The organism is Litchfieldia alkalitelluris, assembly GCF_002019645.1.
Classification (GTDB): domain Bacteria; phylum Bacillota; class Bacilli; order Bacillales; family Bacillaceae_L; genus Litchfieldia; species Litchfieldia alkalitelluris.
The window spans coordinates 5,226,978-5,244,560 of record NZ_KV917374.1 but is presented as its reverse complement, the minus strand read 5'-3'; the positions used below and the strand labels follow the sequence as shown (position 1 = coordinate 5,244,560).

Below are 17,583 nucleotides of genomic sequence, written 5' to 3'. Positions count from 1 at the left end.
TTCTTTTGTTATATCCCTAGAAAGTGATGGTTTACTTAATATGTATAAAAATAAAAATTTTAAAGTGCTATTTGGTATTATTTTGATTATAGCATCATTCTATATATGGAATATTGCATTTAGAGAACATGAGTGGGTGAGAGTACTAGGTGCTAGTTTTTTCCCCACTATTGGTGGAGCGGTCGCGTTTATTTTTGTATTTAGAGCATTTCAAAAAATTTCAGGGAAACAAAAATACTTTTGGATGCTGTTAAGTATTGGTACATTTTTGAATTTCGCATCTTATCTGATATGGTTTTATTTATTTTTGTTTCATGGTGCAAACTCATATCCAAATCCCTCACTGGTGTGTTGGCTTTTAGGCTATTTTTTCTATTTCCTGGCATTAGTTTACAAGGCTAAAATTATCTCGACTACTATTTCCGAAAATTCATTTTTATTTAATATCATCATTTTTATGATTATTGCTATTGTTATTAGTTTGCATTTTTTAATAGAGCCATTGCTTGCATTGGCAAATTATTCACTTGGCATTACATTTATCCTCCTTGTTTATCCCTTGATGAACTTAGGGATATTGTATGCTGTCATCTATTTATATTATCTCTCTCAATATAGTAACGAGAGAAAAGAACTTTCATTAATCAACCTAGGTTTTATACTGCAGATATTAGCAGATACGAGCTATATTTACTTAACCCTAGAAGGACGTTATGAACCAGGGAGCCTAATTGATCCACTTTGGCTTATAGCTATATTGATGATAGGGTTCGCATCTTTTTATGCCTATGAAGAGAAAGTTGAGATAAACTGGACATTAAAGAAATCCGTTAACAGAGAAAGTATTTTTCCTTACATAAGTATTATTATTTTAATTGTTTTAGTTATTAATAGTTATCAGTGGAACTTGAATACATTGAGTATAGGTGTATGTCTAATTTTTATAATGGTTATTATTAGGCAGCTCTTAGTTATTAATAGAAATAGATTACTAATGGTTGAGTATAGAGATCTAGCTTATCATGATCCACTTACAGGATTGAATAACAGAACAAGCTTCCATGAAGAACTTGAATACAAGATTGATGTGGCCTCACGTACGAATAGCTCCTTAACTTTATTACTAATTGATCTTGATAGGTTTAAATTAATTAATGATACATTAGGACATTTTGCAGGTGACCTTATTCTCATAAAATCAGCTGAACGATTAAAAAGCTCATTGAGTGAACTTGATCAGGTTTATAGGTTAGGGGGAGATGAATTTATATTAATTCTTCCTGGTGCAGATAGAAAAAGAATTATTGGGACTGCTCAAACTATATTAAATAAATTTTCTCGTCCTTTTATTGTCGCAAATCATGAGATTACTATAACACCAAGCATAGGGATTAGTTCCTATCCTGATCATGGCGATAATAGTGAATTGCTATTTAAAAACGCCGATGCTGCAATGTACTTAGCAAAGGGAAGTGGGAAAAACAATTTTCGTTTTTTTAATAAAGAGTTAAATGAAGCGTTGACTCGTAAAATGAAGATTGAAAGTGAACTGCGAAAGGCTGTTCACCAAGGAGAATTCACTCTATTTTATCAGCCTATTATGGATTTAACGACCAGACAGGTTATTGCGATGGAAGCCTTAATAAGATGGAAGCATCCTGAGTTAGGGTATATTTCCCCAGCAGAATTTATTCCCGTTGCTGAAGAAACAGGACAAATTGTTTCGATTGGTGAATGGGTTCTTAAAACGGCATGTATACAGAATAAGACTTGGCAACAAGCAGGATTTCCTGTTTTGTACGTGTCTGTAAATGTTTCAGTTCAACAATTTAGACAGGGAGACTTTGTTCAGTCAGTGAAAGATATTATAGATGAGTCTGGAATTGATCCTCAATATCTTGAGATTGAGATTACAGAGAGCTTGATGCAGAATATAGATGAATCGTCCGAAGTTCTTTATGGGCTAAAAAAGCTAGGTGTCAAAACGGCTATCGATGACTTTGGAATAGGTTACTCATCACTTCATATATTAAAAAAATTACCAATCAATACACTGAAGATTGATAAATCATTTATTGATGATCTAAATGATCTACAAGGACAATCAATGGCCAAAACAATTATAAACATTGGACATAATCTGAATTTAAAAGTAGTGGCAGAAGGTATTGAGCATGTTCACCAAGTAAAATCCTTAGAAAAATACAATTGTCAGTTTGGACAGGGCTATTTATTTTTAAAACCTGTTCCAGCTGTAGAGTTTGAGGCATTTATGAAAAGTAATTCAGGGGTAGTTGTTGAATAGCTTGTAGAAAAGCAGGTGTAATTAGAACTCCTCACATATTAGATAGAATTTTATAAAACAGGCAATGTATCAATCAAGAGATACTTGCTTTTTTTTTGAATGATAAAATGAAAATTAATATTAAACAAAAAGGTAAATCAGCTCTACACATAACCTATTAAAATAAATGCTTTAAGACAGTGCCCTATTTTAAATGATAAAGATCTCTATGTTAAGATAAGGGAAGAAAGGTACTTTAGGAGATAAATCATGAATGATTACTATTATGATGCATTATTAAACATAAAAACAGCAGGGACTCAGAAGGGTTTTAGTCATTCAATTCATTATCATCGTTATGAACCTACACCTTATGAAGTGTTGGAGGTATTATTCCAAAACTATCAATTGAAACGTAATGGTCTTGTGGTTGATTTTGGATGTGGTAAGGGCCGGTTGAATTTTTACATTAACCATTTTTATCAGACAGCTGTCGTAGGTATCGAAATGAATCCGACCTTTTATTCGGAAGCTGTCGAAAACAAGAAGAGTTATATGATGAAACATAAAAATAGCTTGGATCGAATTCAGTTTTTATGTTGTTTGGCAGAAGAATATGAGGTTTCCTCAGAAGATGATTGTTTTTACTTTTTCAATCCATTTACAATCCAAATCTTTATGAAAGTGGTTAATAATATTTTGGAATCGGTCGAGGAATTTCCAAGAGAAATTGATTTAATTCTATATTATCCATCAGAGGATTATATCTATTTTTTAGAAAACCATGCCTTATTTGAGCTAAAAGAAGAAATTATCATTCCTCATTTATATGAAAAAAATCCCAATGAACGATTTTTAAATTATCGCTTAAGGTTAACATAGACGAATTAGGTTACAATTCAAGTTTCTCACTTTCAGGGAGTATGATATGTTAAATATAGAAAATATATAGAATTCATAAGTCATTTATACATAAAGAGTGAGGAGTTTTTACGATGACACTACATAAAGCATTTAATGAAACAACATATCAAGTGATCGGACATGGCTTTAGAAATATCCAAGTATTAAAGGATGCATTTGCACAGGTAGATGAAAATTTGGATAGTGATATGTATGGAAATGGAAGAGTAATTGAGGACTTTCAAGAAAAAATGGAAAAGGTGTTAGGGAAAGAAAGTGCAGTGTTTTTTCCAAGTGGAACAATGGCACAGCAAATTGCGTTAAGAATTTGGTGTGACAAAAAAGGGATCAAAAAAGTCGCTTATCACCCATTATCTCACTTGGAAATTCATGAAGAAGATGGGTTAAAAGAATTACATCATATTGACCCGATATTATTAGCAGATCAAACTCGAGTAATTGAACTAGAGGATGTAGAGAAATTAACGGAGGATATCTCTTGTTTATTGTTGGAGCTACCTCAGCGGGAAATAGGTGGTCAAGTGCCATCTTACGAAACATTAATATCAATTTCAAACTACTGCCGTGACAAAGGGATAAAGCTTCATTTGGATGGTGCAAGGCTGTTCGAGATTCTTCCCTTTTATCAAAAAACAGCAGCTGAAGTTTGTGAGTTATTTGATAGTGTATATGTATCCTTTTACAAAGGGATCGGTGGAATTGCTGGTGCTGTTTTGGCAGGTGAAAGTAGCTTTATAGAGCAATCAAAAGTGTGGAAAAGACGTCATGGTGGAGATCTTATCAGTCTCTATCCATATGTTATTAGCTCTGACTATTATTTTGAGCAAAGAGTTAATAAAATGCAGCAATATTATGAAGAGGCAAAGGAGCTTGCTTCTCTTTTTAATCAATGCGAGGGCGTCGTAACGAAACCTGAGGAACCAGTCTCCAATATGTTCCATGTTCATTTTAATCAGCCGAAAGAAAAGGTTGAATCCAAATTAATAGATACTTATGAAAAAATAGGAGTCGGACTAGCAAGTAATCTAAGAGAAATGAACGAGAATGAATGCTATTTTGAAGTGAGTATCGGAGATAGATATGCGAAAGTGCCGAAACAAGTGCTTCATAAAACATTTGAATTACTGAATAAGAAACTAAAGGGGTAAACAACTTGGAAGATATCTTAAAGGTTTTTAATATAAACTCTTTTTTATTTACTAAAGAAACGAGTAAAGCGATAGAGTTCAGACATATCCATAATAAAGAAGTGATTTATCTATTAAGAAACAAAGAAATAAGTATCGTTTTGAATCCAGATACGATTAAAGAAACATTAATAGACACTAGTCAGAAAAAATATCACAGTACTGCCCTTTCGAAATTCCCAAAGGAACTTCACACAGGCAAAGAACCCATACACTTTGGATATTTATTTAAATTTGAAAATAGCGAAGAGCTAAATACATTTCTAAGAGAATTGAATTAAATAATATCAAGTTCATCTATTCATATAGGTGGGCTTTTTTGTTATGCAGGTTATATGAAATAAAGTGCAAACTTTCTTAAAAGGATATCAATCAGTTTTGCCGAAAATAGAGACACCAGATTATGATAAATTAAATTTTGGAAAGATATTTATGTATCAAACGTTTCAAAACAACAAAAAAATCTCTCCATTACTTTGTTTAACAGGTTCTCTTTTAGAGTGCGAAACGTGAAAAAACAACTCCAATAGCATGTTAAATCGCATATGATTTAGCATGCTATGTTGTTATTGGTATATAAACGTTTATGACAATATTGTTTGAAAATTAACACTTCAATTAGCATGCCAAATAGCAAGGTGGGAATGAACATCCTCAAACTGTTGTCTATATGCTGAAACGCTCCTTAATACTTCATTAATTTAATGGGAGTGGAATGAAAATAGTGCCCCTCTCCGATAAGTGGTCTGTCCTTAATTAAGTAACTAATACAAGCGGAATTTTTCGGTTAAGTTCAGAATGGAGAACGTTTTCGGGTTAAATAAGGGGAGGTTTTCCGGTTACACCAAGTAAACTCCCCCATTTTTATGTTTTTTAAGTCAATAGGCGGAATATCTCCGTCTATTTAAGCTAGTTTCAACCCTATTTGCTAATTAAGGGAAGTTTTTCCGTCTATTGCAATTCCAATTATTTCGACTTTGATTTATTACTGATCATATTCCAGTGAAAAAGCATGATGATTAAAGTGCAAATCACCATGCTTTTTATTGCGTTATTTGTACTGTTATTTTATGATTTTGCACTTCAAAAGAGAACCCGTTAGTACTTTGTTTGGGAGATTTTTTTTGAAACAAAATCAATTCTTCAATGCTGTATGAAGTTTTTCCATTTCTTTAATTAAATTTTTTTTATCCACACCTTCTTCAACAACGAGTTAAAGAGGAAAGTGTAGAGGGCAAAGAAGTGATTTTGATCAATCATGGGTAGGAACCATAATCATTTTCTGCTCAAAAGAGTACTACCTAAGACCTGAGCACCTTCTACTTGATTTATTCATAAAATACATGGGATACATTAGATCTATAAAGTTGGAATAGCCTAATTATCGCAATTAAGTAAACGCTTACACTTAAGTTCACATTAAGGTATGATTAACCTATAAACATAAGGGGGAAAATGATGAAACGAGACAATGATTATCAGTTTGAGACTAAGGCCATTCATGCAGGATATGTTTCTAAAGACCATGGAGATAGTTTAACTCCACCAATCTATCAAACCTCGACATTTACATTTTCATCGATAGAGCAAGGGGCAAATCGTTTTAGTGGGGAAGAGAGTGGATATATTTATTCAAGGTTATCGAACCCTACAGTAACCATTTTGGAAGAACGAATCGCGCAGTTAGAAGAAGGAGATGCGGGACTAGCTTTTGGTTCTGGAATGGCAGCAGTCTCGGCTGTTTTAATTGGTTTAACTAAAGCAAATGATCATATTTTATGTTCAAAAGGAGTTTATGGATGCACCTTCGGACTTCTTCAAATGATCAAAGAAAAATACAATATAGGGCATACCTTTTCCAGTTTAAATACGAGAGAGGAAGTTCTTTCAAACATAAATGAGAATACAAAAATCATATATATTGAGACTCCAATTAATCCGACTATGAGATTAATTGATTTAAAAATGGTTGTTAAGATTGCTAAGGAAAAAGGAATAAAGGTGGTTGTTGACAATACGTTTTCAACACCATACTTACAAAAACCGCTAACCTTAGGGTGCGATCTTGTTGTTCATAGTGCAACTAAATATATTGGTGGACATGGAGATGTAGTTGCAGGGTTAGTTGTTGGTGACAGTGAAACGGTTAGATTTATTAAGAAGACGGCCCAGAAAGATATCGGAGGAGTAATTTCTCCATTTGATGCCTGGCTATTAATCCGAGGAATTAAAACGTTAGCAGTAAGGATGGACCGTCATTGTGATAATGCAGATAAGATCGTTGAAAAATTAAAAACACATCAAAAAATTAAAGAAGTCTATTTTCCAGGTGATAAAAGTCATCCTGATTATGAAATCATGAAAAACCAAATGAAAAAAGGTGGAGGACTTATTTCGTTCGAGATCAAAGGAGATTATGAGGAGACTGTACGAGTCGTTAATTCGCTAAAGTTGATACCGATTGCTGTTAGCCTTGGAGATGCTGAAACATTAATTCAACACCCTGCTTCCATGACCCATGCAGTTATTCCAGAAGATGTGCGCGTGAAAATGGGAATTTCCAATCAATTACTTAGACTTTCAGTTGGACTAGAAAACTGGGAAGATATTTGGAGAGATATTGAGCAAGCATTAGGTTGAGTAGTTGGGGTGGTGGAAATTCGGGTGATGCCTGTCACCGCCCGAATTTTGTAGATAAATGTAAAAATAACGAATAGTGGAATCTAGACTCGATTTCAATTTGATTATAAAGGCTCCACATTAATGGCTATGATCTAGTTGCCAAAGTAAAAGCAAGACGGAAGTGAATCATAGGTCCTCTATGATCTAGTTGCTTGAGCTAAAACTAGGAGGAAGTGAATCATAGATTCTCTATGACCAAGTTGCTTGAGCTAGAAACAAGGAGGAAGTGAATTATAAGACCTCTTTGATGCAGTTGCTCAAAATAGGAGAATCTCCAAACCAAATTTTTCAGGGAGACCTCCAAGCCAATTTAATTCGCACCATGTAGAATGAAAATAGTGTACTTACTAAGTGTGGAATGAGCGGAGAATCACTTGACTCCTGCGGAATCTAGCGGTCTCGTGAGACCCCGCAGGAGCCCGTCCCAGGCGACGAGGAGGCTCACGGACCACCCCGTGGAAAGCAAGTGGATCGCAGCGCATGGAACTCTCTAACCTTAATTACTATCAAGATAACCAAAAAGATAATATCAAAGGCCAAAACTTGTTAAGTATAGTCGTAGTCTCAGACCTACACCATCAAAAGGGAATTCCAATTATGAATTTGGAGTTCCCTTTTTGGGTAGAAAGGAATTAAACCCTATGACTGCCACTAAATCTCCATTTGTTTAGACCTTAGGTTTTCATTATGTTAATTTTATTTTATTTTCAAACAGGGAAGTTCAAACTATTCATAGCACTTGATTTAATGAGAGGGGAAAAAGAATGAACATAGAACCGAAAGATATTATATCAAGGACGATTCTTACACCAACAAGAGGTCAACTATCTAATTATACTCATTCTTTAAACCCGTTTGGAGGCTGTGCATTTGGCTGTTCTTATTGCTATGTTAGACAGCTTCCTGTGTCGCTTTTCAGAGATGAAGAGTGGGGCACTTGGATTGATGTGAAAACCAATGCGGCAGAGTTGTTATATAAAGAATTAAAAAAGGCAAAAAAGAAAGGTCCTATTAGGATATTTATGTCTTCAGCTACAGATCCATATCAACCAATTGAGCACAAGCTAGAACTAACCAGGAGTCTACTAAAAGTGATGCTAGAAGAGAAACCAGATTTTCTGTTTGTACAGACACGATCACCTTTAGTTGTGCGCGATATTGACTTACTCAAGCAATTTGGTAGTAATACTCGCGTGTCGATAACCATTGAAACGGATAAAGAAGAGGTAAGAAAGGCTTTTTCGCCAGCTGCACCTCCGATTCCAGCAAGAATGAGGGCGCTTAGAGAGATTACTGAAGCTGGCATTCTAACTCAAGCAACCATAGCGCCACTTCTTCCTTGCTCAAAGGAATTCCCTATAAAGCTTAAGAATTTAGCAAGTAGAGTAACATTGGATGATTTTTGGATGGGGGACGGCAGTGGAGGAAAACGGACGGACAAATTGGGAGTAAAAGAAATCTATGAAAAGATGGGAATGGAGAAGTGGTATGATCCAAGGGTAGTACAGGTTATCTATAATATGCTAAAAGAAGAGATAGATCAAAAAGATATAGGTATTTCTCAAAAAGGGTTCAGTCCTAATTAAATGTTTTCTACGTCTTAAGTCTTAGAAATAGATAGATTGCAGGTCCATTGCTGGTATTGTATTTTTTCTTATAATATATTTAAGAAGGAACATCTTTTGTGTAATTTAAAATGAAACCTATTTAAACCTTCATACGTAGTAATAGATATGATTAATAGTCGGGAGAGATTCTTATGAATCGAATATTGTTTATTATTTTGCGTGGTTTTTTAACAGTTAATGTAGGGGCAATAACCTGGGGCATTTCTATGTTCGCTTTTGATCAAACCTTTTGGTTATCTGTAGCATATTCCTTTTTAGGAAGTGGAGCTACTTATGGGATTAGTTCAGCCATCATGAAGCAACGCTTTTTATCAAAACATAAACTAACGCGTAAAGAATATCGTTATATAAAAGAAAACTTAGCGGAAGCAAAAGCTAAAATATTTCGCTTGAATAAGGCATTAATTTCAATTCGTCATATTCCTTCATGGAAACTTCGACTAGATCTTGTGAGATTGACTAGGAAAATATACAGTATAACAAAAGATGAGCCGAAACGGTTTTATCGAGCGGAAAAGTTTTATTTTTCACACTTAGATTCAGCGGTTGAACTTGCAGAAAAATACGTTTTTCTTTCATCACAACCAAAGAGGAATGTTGAGTTGGAAAGCACCTTATATGATACACGTAAAACATTAGAAAAAATCACAGAAAAAGTTGAGAATGACTTATATCACTTACTATCAAACGATATCGATCAGCTCCACGTTGAACTAGATGTGGCTAAGCACAGGGTCGAATCTGAAAAAAATGATGAAGGTAGGAATTTTAAATGAGCGAAACGAATCAGTCAAAAGAAAATAAATCTGCGAACCTATTGGATGATTTATTATCAAGTCCATTTGATACGAAAACAAATGATGACGTCGATAACGAGTTAGAGGTAACGAAAGAAAAGCGTCTTATTGATGTTATACCTGAAGAGAATCGCGAGAAAGCCTATCAACTTGCAAAACAAATTGATCCGACAAATCATCAGGCAATGATTAGCTATGGAACTCAGGCACAAACGAAGTTGCTTTCATTCTCAAATAATATGCTTGAGCATGTCCAGAAAAAGGATATTGGGGAGATAGGTGAAATTATAAATGATTTAATGAAGAGGTTTAATGAGGTTAATCCGGATGAATTAAAGCCTGAAAAAAAATCAATGCTTGGGCGGATGTTTGGGAAAGTATCAGGCTCTGTTCAGGAAGTACTGTCAAAATATCAAAAGACGGGTGCTCAGATTGATCGAATAAGCGTCCAACTAGACCGTAGTAAAAATTTGCTTTTATCTGATATTGCGATGCTAGAAAAGCTATATGAAAATAATAAGGAATATTTTAATGCTCTTAATGTTTATATTGCAGCTGGAGAACTGAAGCTTGAGGAGCTACACAAAACAACGATACCTGCTTTAAAAAGTGAAGCAGAAGTTTCTAATGATCAAATGAAATTTCAAGAAGTAAATGACATGATGCAGTTTGCAGACCGTTTAGACAAAAGAATTCATGACTTGAAATTGAGTAGAGAAATCACGATTCAGAGTGCACCTCAGATTCGTCTAATACAAAATACAAACCAAACATTAGCGGAAAAAATTCAATCCTCGATCATGACTGCGATTCCGTTGTGGAAAAACCAAGTTGGAATTGCTCTGACACTTATGAGGCAACGTGATGCAGTTGAAGCACAAAAACAGGTTGCGAAAACAACAAATGATTTATTGTTAAAAAATGCAGAGATGCTAAAAACAAATTCAATTGAGGTTGCGAAGGAAAATGAGCGTGGTCTTGTTGATATAGAAACTCTAAAGAAAACAAAGGAGAATATTATATCTACGCTCGAAGAAACATTAAGAATTCAAGAAGAAGGGCGTACAAGACGCCGACATGCAGAGCATGAACTCGCAACAATGGAAACAGATTTGAGGAAAAAATTACTTGAAATAAAGGGATAGTTTATAGAGGCAGAAGCTCTCTATGTATGTATGCATAGAGAGCTTCTGTTTATCTGTATAATATTACAACAAAAAAATATAAGGATAATTTGGAATAAGACTCTAGCAATCTCTTAAAACTTCATGCTATACTTATTCCAAGAGTGAAACGTTTACAAAATAATTTACATAACTAATCACTCATAATACAGTTGAGGCTGCTAGCAAGGGAGGTACATAGACATAGTTTATTTTTAGCAATATTTTTATTGTTAAAATGGAAATCGGTTTCCTTCAAAAATAGTAAATGGCTTTCGATATAGGGCTAATATTTTTTTGTTGTATTTAGAAAGCGGTTTCCGAATTAGGTTCATTAAATTATATTTATGTTTTTTCTGTCTTTATTTTCATTTTAGAAACCGGTTTCCTAAACTTGGTTTTGAATTAAAATTTTAAGGAGGAAGACAAATTGAATAGAAACAATAACAAGAAACTGTTTGCAATCATGATGGTTATTGCCCTTTTAGGGTCATTATTTCCAACTGCAGGATTTGCTGCAGAAGAAGAACTTGATTATTTAGTTGTTAGCCCTACAGTAAAGCCATCTGAAGGTGGAGCACTAAAGATTGTTGAAAAAGATGGACAAATGACATTAGGTGATCAAAATGGAAATCCAATTCAACTACGTGGTATGAGTACACATGGATTACAATGGTTCCCAGAGATCATTAATAACAATGCATTTGCTGCGTTATCAAATGACTGGGGAGCAAACATGATTCGCCTAGCCATGTATGTTGGTGAAAATGGCTATGCTACTAGTCCAGACGTTATTAAGCAAAGATTAATTAATGGGATTGATTATGCAATTGCAAACGACATGTATGTGATTGTTGACTGGCATGTTCATGCACCAGGAAATCCAAATGAAGAAGTATATAGCGGTGCAATGGATTTCTTTGATGAGATTTCTAGTTTATACCCTAATAATCCATATATTATTTATGAGCTTGTAAATGAGCCAAGCAGTAATAATAATGGTGGTGAAGGTGTAACAAATGATGAAGCTGGTTGGTTAGAGGTTAAGAACTATGCACAACCAATCGTGGATATGTTACGTGAAAAAGGTAATGAAAATCTTATCATCGTGGGAAGCCCTAACTGGAGTCAGCGTCCTGACTTAGCAGCGGACAATCCCATTGATGATGATAATACAATTTACACTGTACACTTTTATTCAGGTTCACACGCACCAGCGACAGATAGCTCTGACCGTACAAATGTAATGAGCAATGTGCTTTATGCACTAGAAAATGGTGTAGCAGTATTTGCTTCTGAGTGGGGAACAAGTGAAGCTAATGGAAATAATGGTCCTTATTTAGATGAAGCAGATGTATGGTTAAATTTCTTTAACAAAAACAATATCAGTTGGGCAAACTGGTCCTTAACGAATAAAAATGAAACTTCTGGAGCATTTACTCCTTTTGAGCTTGGTAAGTCTGATGCAACTAATTTAGACCCAGGTTCAGACCAAGTGTGGGCACCTGAAGAATTGAGTGTCTCTGGAGAATATGTACGTGCTCGTATCAAAGGTATTCCATATGAGCCAATTGATCGCACGAAATATACTAAGGTTGCTTGGGATTTCAATGATGGTACAACTGGGGGATTTGGTGTAAATAGCGATAGCCCTGTGAAAGATGGTATTTCTGTAAGTAATGTGAATAACGCACTAAAAATCACAGGCTTAAATGCAAGTAATGATATTTCTGCTGATAACTTCTGGGGAAATGTTCGACTTTCTGCGGATAATTGGGATACATCAATAAACATTTTAGGTGCAGAAGAGTTGTCTATGGATGTTTTCGTGGATGAGCCAACGACAGTTTCAATTGGTGCTGTACCTCAAGGACCAGCATCTGGTTGGGGAAATCCGGTTGCTGTTCAAGTAAATGAAGAAGATTTTACAGCGATTGGTGATCAATACAAGGCAACATTAACATTGACTGTTGAACAAGCACAAAACTTGGGAATCATTGCTACACATGAAGAAAACAATGAAATGGATAACATCATATTGTTTGTTGGAACAGAAAATGCTGATGAAATTTCTTTAGATAACATAACCGTTACAGGTACTGAAGTAGAGATTCCTGTTATTAATGATCCTAAAGGCGAAGCTACTTTCCCTTCAGATTTTGAAGATGGAACTCGTCAAGGATGGGAGTGGCAAGGGGAATCAGGTGTTAAAACAGCTTTAACGATTCAAGAGGCTAATGGATCAAATGCTTTATCATTTGAATTTGCGTATCCTGAAGTGAAGCCAACAGACAACTGGGCAACAGCACCTCGCTTAGATTTCTGGAGTGAAGATTTAGTACGTGGAGAAAATGATTATGTTGCATTTGACTTATACCTTGACCCTATCCGTGCAACAGATGGTGGAATTTCAGTTAACTTAACATTCCAACCACCAGCATTAAATTATTGGGCACAAGCTACTGAAACATTTGATATTGATTTAACAACATTAGACGAAGCTAATGTGACAGCTGATGGATTATATCACTATGAGGCGAAGATTAATATTAGTGATATTGAGAATTTACAAGCCGATACAGCCTTAAGAAATATGATTTTGATTTTTGCTGATGATAACAGTGATTTTGCAGGAACATTGTTTGTAGATAATGTAAGATTTGAAAAAGCTGAAGAGCCAGGCACAGAAGAGCCAGGAACAGAAGAGCCAGGAACAGAAGAACCGGGAACTGAAGAACCAGGAACAGAAGAACCGGGAACTGAAGAACCAGGAACTGAAGCGCCAGGAACAGAAGAACCGGGAACAGAAGAGCCAGGAACAGAAGAACCAGGAACTGACAAGCCTTCAACAGATAATAAAGATAAAAATGAGTTACCAAATACTGCAACAAATAGCTTTAATTCACTATTAATTGGATTTGTATTACTTCTTTCTGGGGTAATTACGCTGTTCTTTATTAGAAGAAAAGCTACAATTTAATAAATCAAAAGACCTCATCGTGTAGTTAGTTTGAATAACCTTTTTAGTTGAGAGGGAGAAAATACGAAATAACACGACTTTTAGAGATGGAATTAGCACGCTAATTCGCATCTCTTTTTTTGTTGATATACCACTGGTTTACAGGTAGTTTTAGAGATAAATACAGAAAATAGCAGGTGTACATTAATTTTTGTACGTCTGCTACAGAGCCTCTAATTGTGTTGTTAAAATATATTTATGAAATAAAATTTTAACCCTGGTCCGTTTTAATTATATGCGAGAATAGGCTTATTCAACTAGCGGCAGTTATCTGGAATAAGCAAGTCGGAGATACTAGTAGAAATATACTGCACAGTAAATAGAAATAAAGGGAAAAATTCCCTTTAATTCATAAGTAGCATGGAAAATAACTTAACTAGAGGGAGAAATTTCTCTTATTTGACTAGAAATACTTTAAAATAGGTAATTTTGCTTTAATAAGGGGAAAAATCCCCCTATTTCACCTCAAAACTATCTCTAATCTGAATTAACGGAAAAATCTCCCCTTATTTATTTATCGCTAGGTAAGGACACATGAATTTTTATATAAAGAAAGAATCATCCTAGTCAGTGCTTGTCTTATGACTGTCGATGTAGGCAGGTGCCTTATGCTTTTAGTTTTGTTTAAAGTTGATTGCATCTGAGGAATATATACCAATATATACTTTCCCTTTATCTGCTTTTGCCCGGATGAGAATCGGTTGATTATATACATTTTTAAAGGTGAAATCAGGGCCATACCAGCTTACAGTGGCATCTCGCCCTGAAGGTACATAGTTCACATTCCGACTATGAGAGTATCGTTGAATAATCTTAACGCCAGCATTATCCACAGCATTAAATAAGGTGGATGAAACTTGACATATTCCGCCACCCACTCCTTCGTAAAGCTCTCCCTTTATGATAATAGGAGCAGGAAGATAGCCTTTTTCTTTTGTTCTTTTGCCAACAACCTCATTAAATGAAAAGGTTTCACCTTGAAAAATAACATGATTGTTAATTGCTTCTGTGGCAAGAACAATATTGTTTGAGCGCTCAGAATGACGGTTATTATAATAAGTGACATAACTACCGATTTGTTTTACCCGAATATCTGAAAGTAATTCAGCATCAACTCGTTGGTGGACTTGAGTTATTGGAATTTCTATCGTTAAAGGCTCATCGTTAAAAAAATAATTAATAAATTCCTGTGTGAACTTTTGTCGATCAAGTTGGTATCCGTCTTTCCCAGGTATGATTTCGTTTTTTTCATTAATTATGGCATTAGTAGGAGGGTGATGCACTTGCTGATTAAGCTTAGTTAAAAACTGATTGTACAACTCTTCATTAATTAATGGAATTTCTACGAGAGGTGACGAAAATGCCTCCTTATTAATTGTGGCTATGGTTTCTCCTTTAAAGTTAAGGACTAAGTCAGGATTATTTGTTGAAGTTACTGGTACAATGAATAAGAGAATACTTACTAACAAGTTCTTAATAAAAGAACACCTCCTACACATAGTATAAGCAGTTATAATAAATCCATTTATATTATCTTGTTTAAATGCGTGTCAAAGATTTTTTCTAAAGAAAGGAAGGATGAAACTTTGAAGATTATAATTATTGGTGGAGATGCTGCCGGAATGAGTGCAGCGATGCAAATTGTCAGAAACGGCTCTGAAAAACATGAGATAACGGTCTTTGAGAAGGGTAGTGTCATGTCTTACGGACAGTGTGGGCTGCCTTATGTGATTAGTGGAAAAATTGAATCAACTGAAAAACTAATCGCTCGTACAAAAGAGGAGTTTGAGGAATATGGAATAAACGCAAAAATCAATCATGAAGTACAGCAAGTGGATTCAAAGAAAAAGCTGGTGAAAGGAATAGACCATTCCACGAATAGTACTTTTGAACAATCGTATGATCGACTATTAGTAGCGACAGGTGTGAGCCCGATCATTCCAAATTGGGAGGGAGTAAATCTTTCCGGCATTCATCCACTAAAAACAATTCACGATGCAAAAGAGATTATGAAGTCACTTACTAGAAAGGTTGAGCATGTCACGGTTATTGGTGGTGGTTATATTGGGCTTGAAATGGCAGAAAGCTTTGTTGAGTTAGGAAAAAAAGTAACAATTATTGAACGAAATGAAAGGCTAGCTAAAATCTTTGATCCCGACATGTCGGAGTTAATTCATGATGAAGCAATTCGTCAGAATGTTGAGCTCAAATTTGGTGAATCTGTGGAGGGGTTTTCTGGTGAAGAGACTGTCCAAACGGTGAAAACTGATAAAGGGGAGTATGAAACAGATCTTGTGTTAGTAGCAATTGGTGTAAAGCCGAATACCTCCTTTTTAGACGGTACTGGAGTTGTAACAAGCGTGAACGGAGCTATATCTGTGAATGCCTTTATGCAAACAAGTGTGGAGGATATTTTTGCAGCAGGAGATTGCGCTACTCAATATCACCGAATTAAAGAGAAGGATGATCACATACCACTTGGGACACATGCTAATAAGCAAGGTGTTACTGCTGGTTTGAACCTTATTAATATCCACAAATCATTTAAGGGAATAGTAGGAAGCTCTATTATCAAATTCTTCAGTTTGACTTTAGGGCGAACTGGTATCTCAGAACAAGAAGCAAAATTATTACATATCCCGTTTAAATCAGTAACAATTAAAGCGAAGGATATTGCTGGATATTATCCAGGAGCAAAAAAAATGACGGTTAAATTAATTTATAATGAAAAATCCCAAAAGCTATTAGGTGGTCAAATCATCGGGGAATCTGGTGTGGATAAAAGGGTTGATGTGTTAGCTACTGCACTTTATTCGTCATTGACAATCGGTGATCTATTGGATTTGGACTTATCTTATGCACCCCCATATAACGGTGTTTATGATCCAATTCAGCAGGCAGCAAGAAGAGTGAAGTGAGTTATAAAGCTGGTTCAAAAGTCTCCTTTTTGAACCGGCTTTTTTGCGCCTTTTTTTAACTTTATCCTCATTAATTCCATAGAAAAAGCTGAAATCATAGAAGCAGGAATGGCACATTACTAAGTTCATAGAAATGTTAATCGTTCCACAATCCTCTGTAAAGACATTTGCAATTATTTACAATACTTAACAACTTCTTGTTATTCTTCATCTAAACTTTAAACCTTCTCAATCAATTCTTTAATCTCTTTCCCTATAATCTAGGTATTCGACGTAATTCTATCTACCCTACAACACATGTGAGGTGTAATTAATTGAGTACCGAAAAAAGCTTTCAATTCTACCAGGAAACGTCAATGTTTTATGCTTCGAATCTTACATTAACAAAAAATGCTGAGCAATATCTTTTAGTTAAAAGAGCTATTGATCTAATGCTCTCAATGATTGGAATTATATTAGCAATTCCTATTATAGTTATTTTTGCTATTTTAATTGTGATAGAGACACCAGGCTCTCCATTTTATGTTCAAGAACGAGTAGGGAAAAATGGGAAATTCTTTAAAATTGTTAAGCTTCGCTCGATGAGGAGTGATGCTGAAAAAAACGGGGCAAAGTGGGCGGAAGTTAATGACTGCAGAATAACGAAAGTTGGAGCAATTATAAGGAAAACGCGAATTGATGAATTGCCACAATTAGTTTCTGTACTAAAAGGAGATATGTCAATGATCGGGCCAAGACCAGAAAGGCCCATGTTTACGGAAATCTTTAATAAAGAAATTGTTGGATTTAAGGATCGACTACTAGTAAAACCCGGTCTAACGGGCTTAGCGCAAGTGAATGGAGGATATAATATCTCCGCACAAGAAAAGCTCTATTATGATTTGGAATATATTAAAAACCTAACATTTACTCTTGAAGTGAAAATTTTATTAAAAACCTTCAAGGTTGTGCTAACAGGAGAAGGTGCAAGGTAGGGAAGCA

The 17,583-nt window shown here is 35.1% G+C and carries 12 protein-coding genes; 11 read left to right on the top strand and 1 reads right to left on the bottom strand.

The genetic code is table 11. The features are described 5' to 3' along the window. Positions 1-40 precede the first annotated feature (40 nt). The 9 genes from BK579_RS24455 (at position 41) to BK579_RS24415 (ending at position 13,645) form a co-directional block, all read left to right on the top strand. Positions 41-2,305, top strand: a complete 2,265-nt coding sequence (locus BK579_RS24455; RefSeq protein WP_078550815.1) for a putative bifunctional diguanylate cyclase/phosphodiesterase — start codon at positions 41-43, stop codon at positions 2,303-2,305. A gap of 249 nt (positions 2,306-2,554) precedes the next feature. Further along, positions 2,555-3,166, top strand: coding sequence for a methyltransferase (locus BK579_RS24450; protein ID WP_078550041.1), 612 nt, complete (start codon positions 2,555-2,557; stop codon positions 3,164-3,166). Between the two features lie 113 nt (positions 3,167-3,279). Continuing rightward, complete coding sequence (locus tag BK579_RS24445; protein ID WP_078550040.1) at positions 3,280-4,356, top strand: threonine aldolase family protein; 1,077 nt, start codon at positions 3,280-3,282, stop codon at positions 4,354-4,356. A 5-nt stretch (positions 4,357-4,361) separates the two neighbouring features. Continuing rightward, entirely contained in the window at positions 4,362-4,676 is a 315-nt protein-coding gene (locus tag BK579_RS24440; protein WP_078550038.1) for a hypothetical protein, read from the top strand. 1,177 nt (positions 4,677-5,853) lie between these two features. Next, entirely contained in the window at positions 5,854-7,035 is a 1,182-nt protein-coding gene (gene megL, locus BK579_RS24435) for a methionine gamma-lyase (protein ID WP_078550037.1), read from the top strand. A gap of 806 nt (positions 7,036-7,841) precedes the next feature. Then, entirely contained in the window at positions 7,842-8,663 is an 822-nt protein-coding gene (locus BK579_RS24430) for an SPL family radical SAM protein (RefSeq protein ID WP_078550035.1), read from the top strand. A gap of 173 nt (positions 8,664-8,836) precedes the next feature. Further along, a complete protein-coding gene (locus BK579_RS24425; RefSeq protein ID WP_078550033.1) occupies positions 8,837-9,481 on the top strand; it encodes a 5-bromo-4-chloroindolyl phosphate hydrolysis family protein in 645 nt (214 codons plus the stop codon). Then, a complete protein-coding gene (locus BK579_RS24420; RefSeq protein WP_078550031.1) occupies positions 9,478-10,647 on the top strand; it encodes a toxic anion resistance protein in 1,170 nt (389 codons plus the stop codon). The genes BK579_RS24425 and BK579_RS24420 overlap by 4 nt, the downstream gene beginning before the upstream one ends. Positions 10,648-11,095: 448 nt before the next feature. Continuing rightward, complete coding sequence (locus tag BK579_RS24415) at positions 11,096-13,645, top strand: carbohydrate-binding domain-containing protein (protein WP_078550029.1); 2,550 nt, start codon at positions 11,096-11,098, stop codon at positions 13,643-13,645. 653 nt (positions 13,646-14,298) lie between these two features. Here the strand turns inward: BK579_RS24415 and BK579_RS24410 are convergent. After that, entirely contained in the window at positions 14,299-15,153 is an 855-nt protein-coding gene (locus tag BK579_RS24410; protein ID WP_235848528.1) for a VanW family protein, read from the bottom strand. 117 nt (positions 15,154-15,270) lie between these two features. Here BK579_RS24410 and BK579_RS24405 point away from each other — a divergent pair, with 117 nt between their 5' ends. Together BK579_RS24405 and BK579_RS24400 are read left to right on the top strand one after the other, a co-directional pair. Continuing rightward, the gene (locus BK579_RS24405) at positions 15,271-16,602 is read left to right on the top strand and encodes a CoA-disulfide reductase (RefSeq protein ID WP_078550026.1); all 1,332 of its coding nucleotides are present in this window, start codon (positions 15,271-15,273) and stop codon (positions 16,600-16,602) included. A 314-nt stretch (positions 16,603-16,916) separates the two neighbouring features. Continuing rightward, the gene (locus tag BK579_RS24400; protein ID WP_407936264.1) at positions 16,917-17,576 is read left to right on the top strand and encodes a sugar transferase; all 660 of its coding nucleotides are present in this window, start codon (positions 16,917-16,919) and stop codon (positions 17,574-17,576) included. The last annotated feature ends 7 nt before the right edge of the window (positions 17,577-17,583 follow it).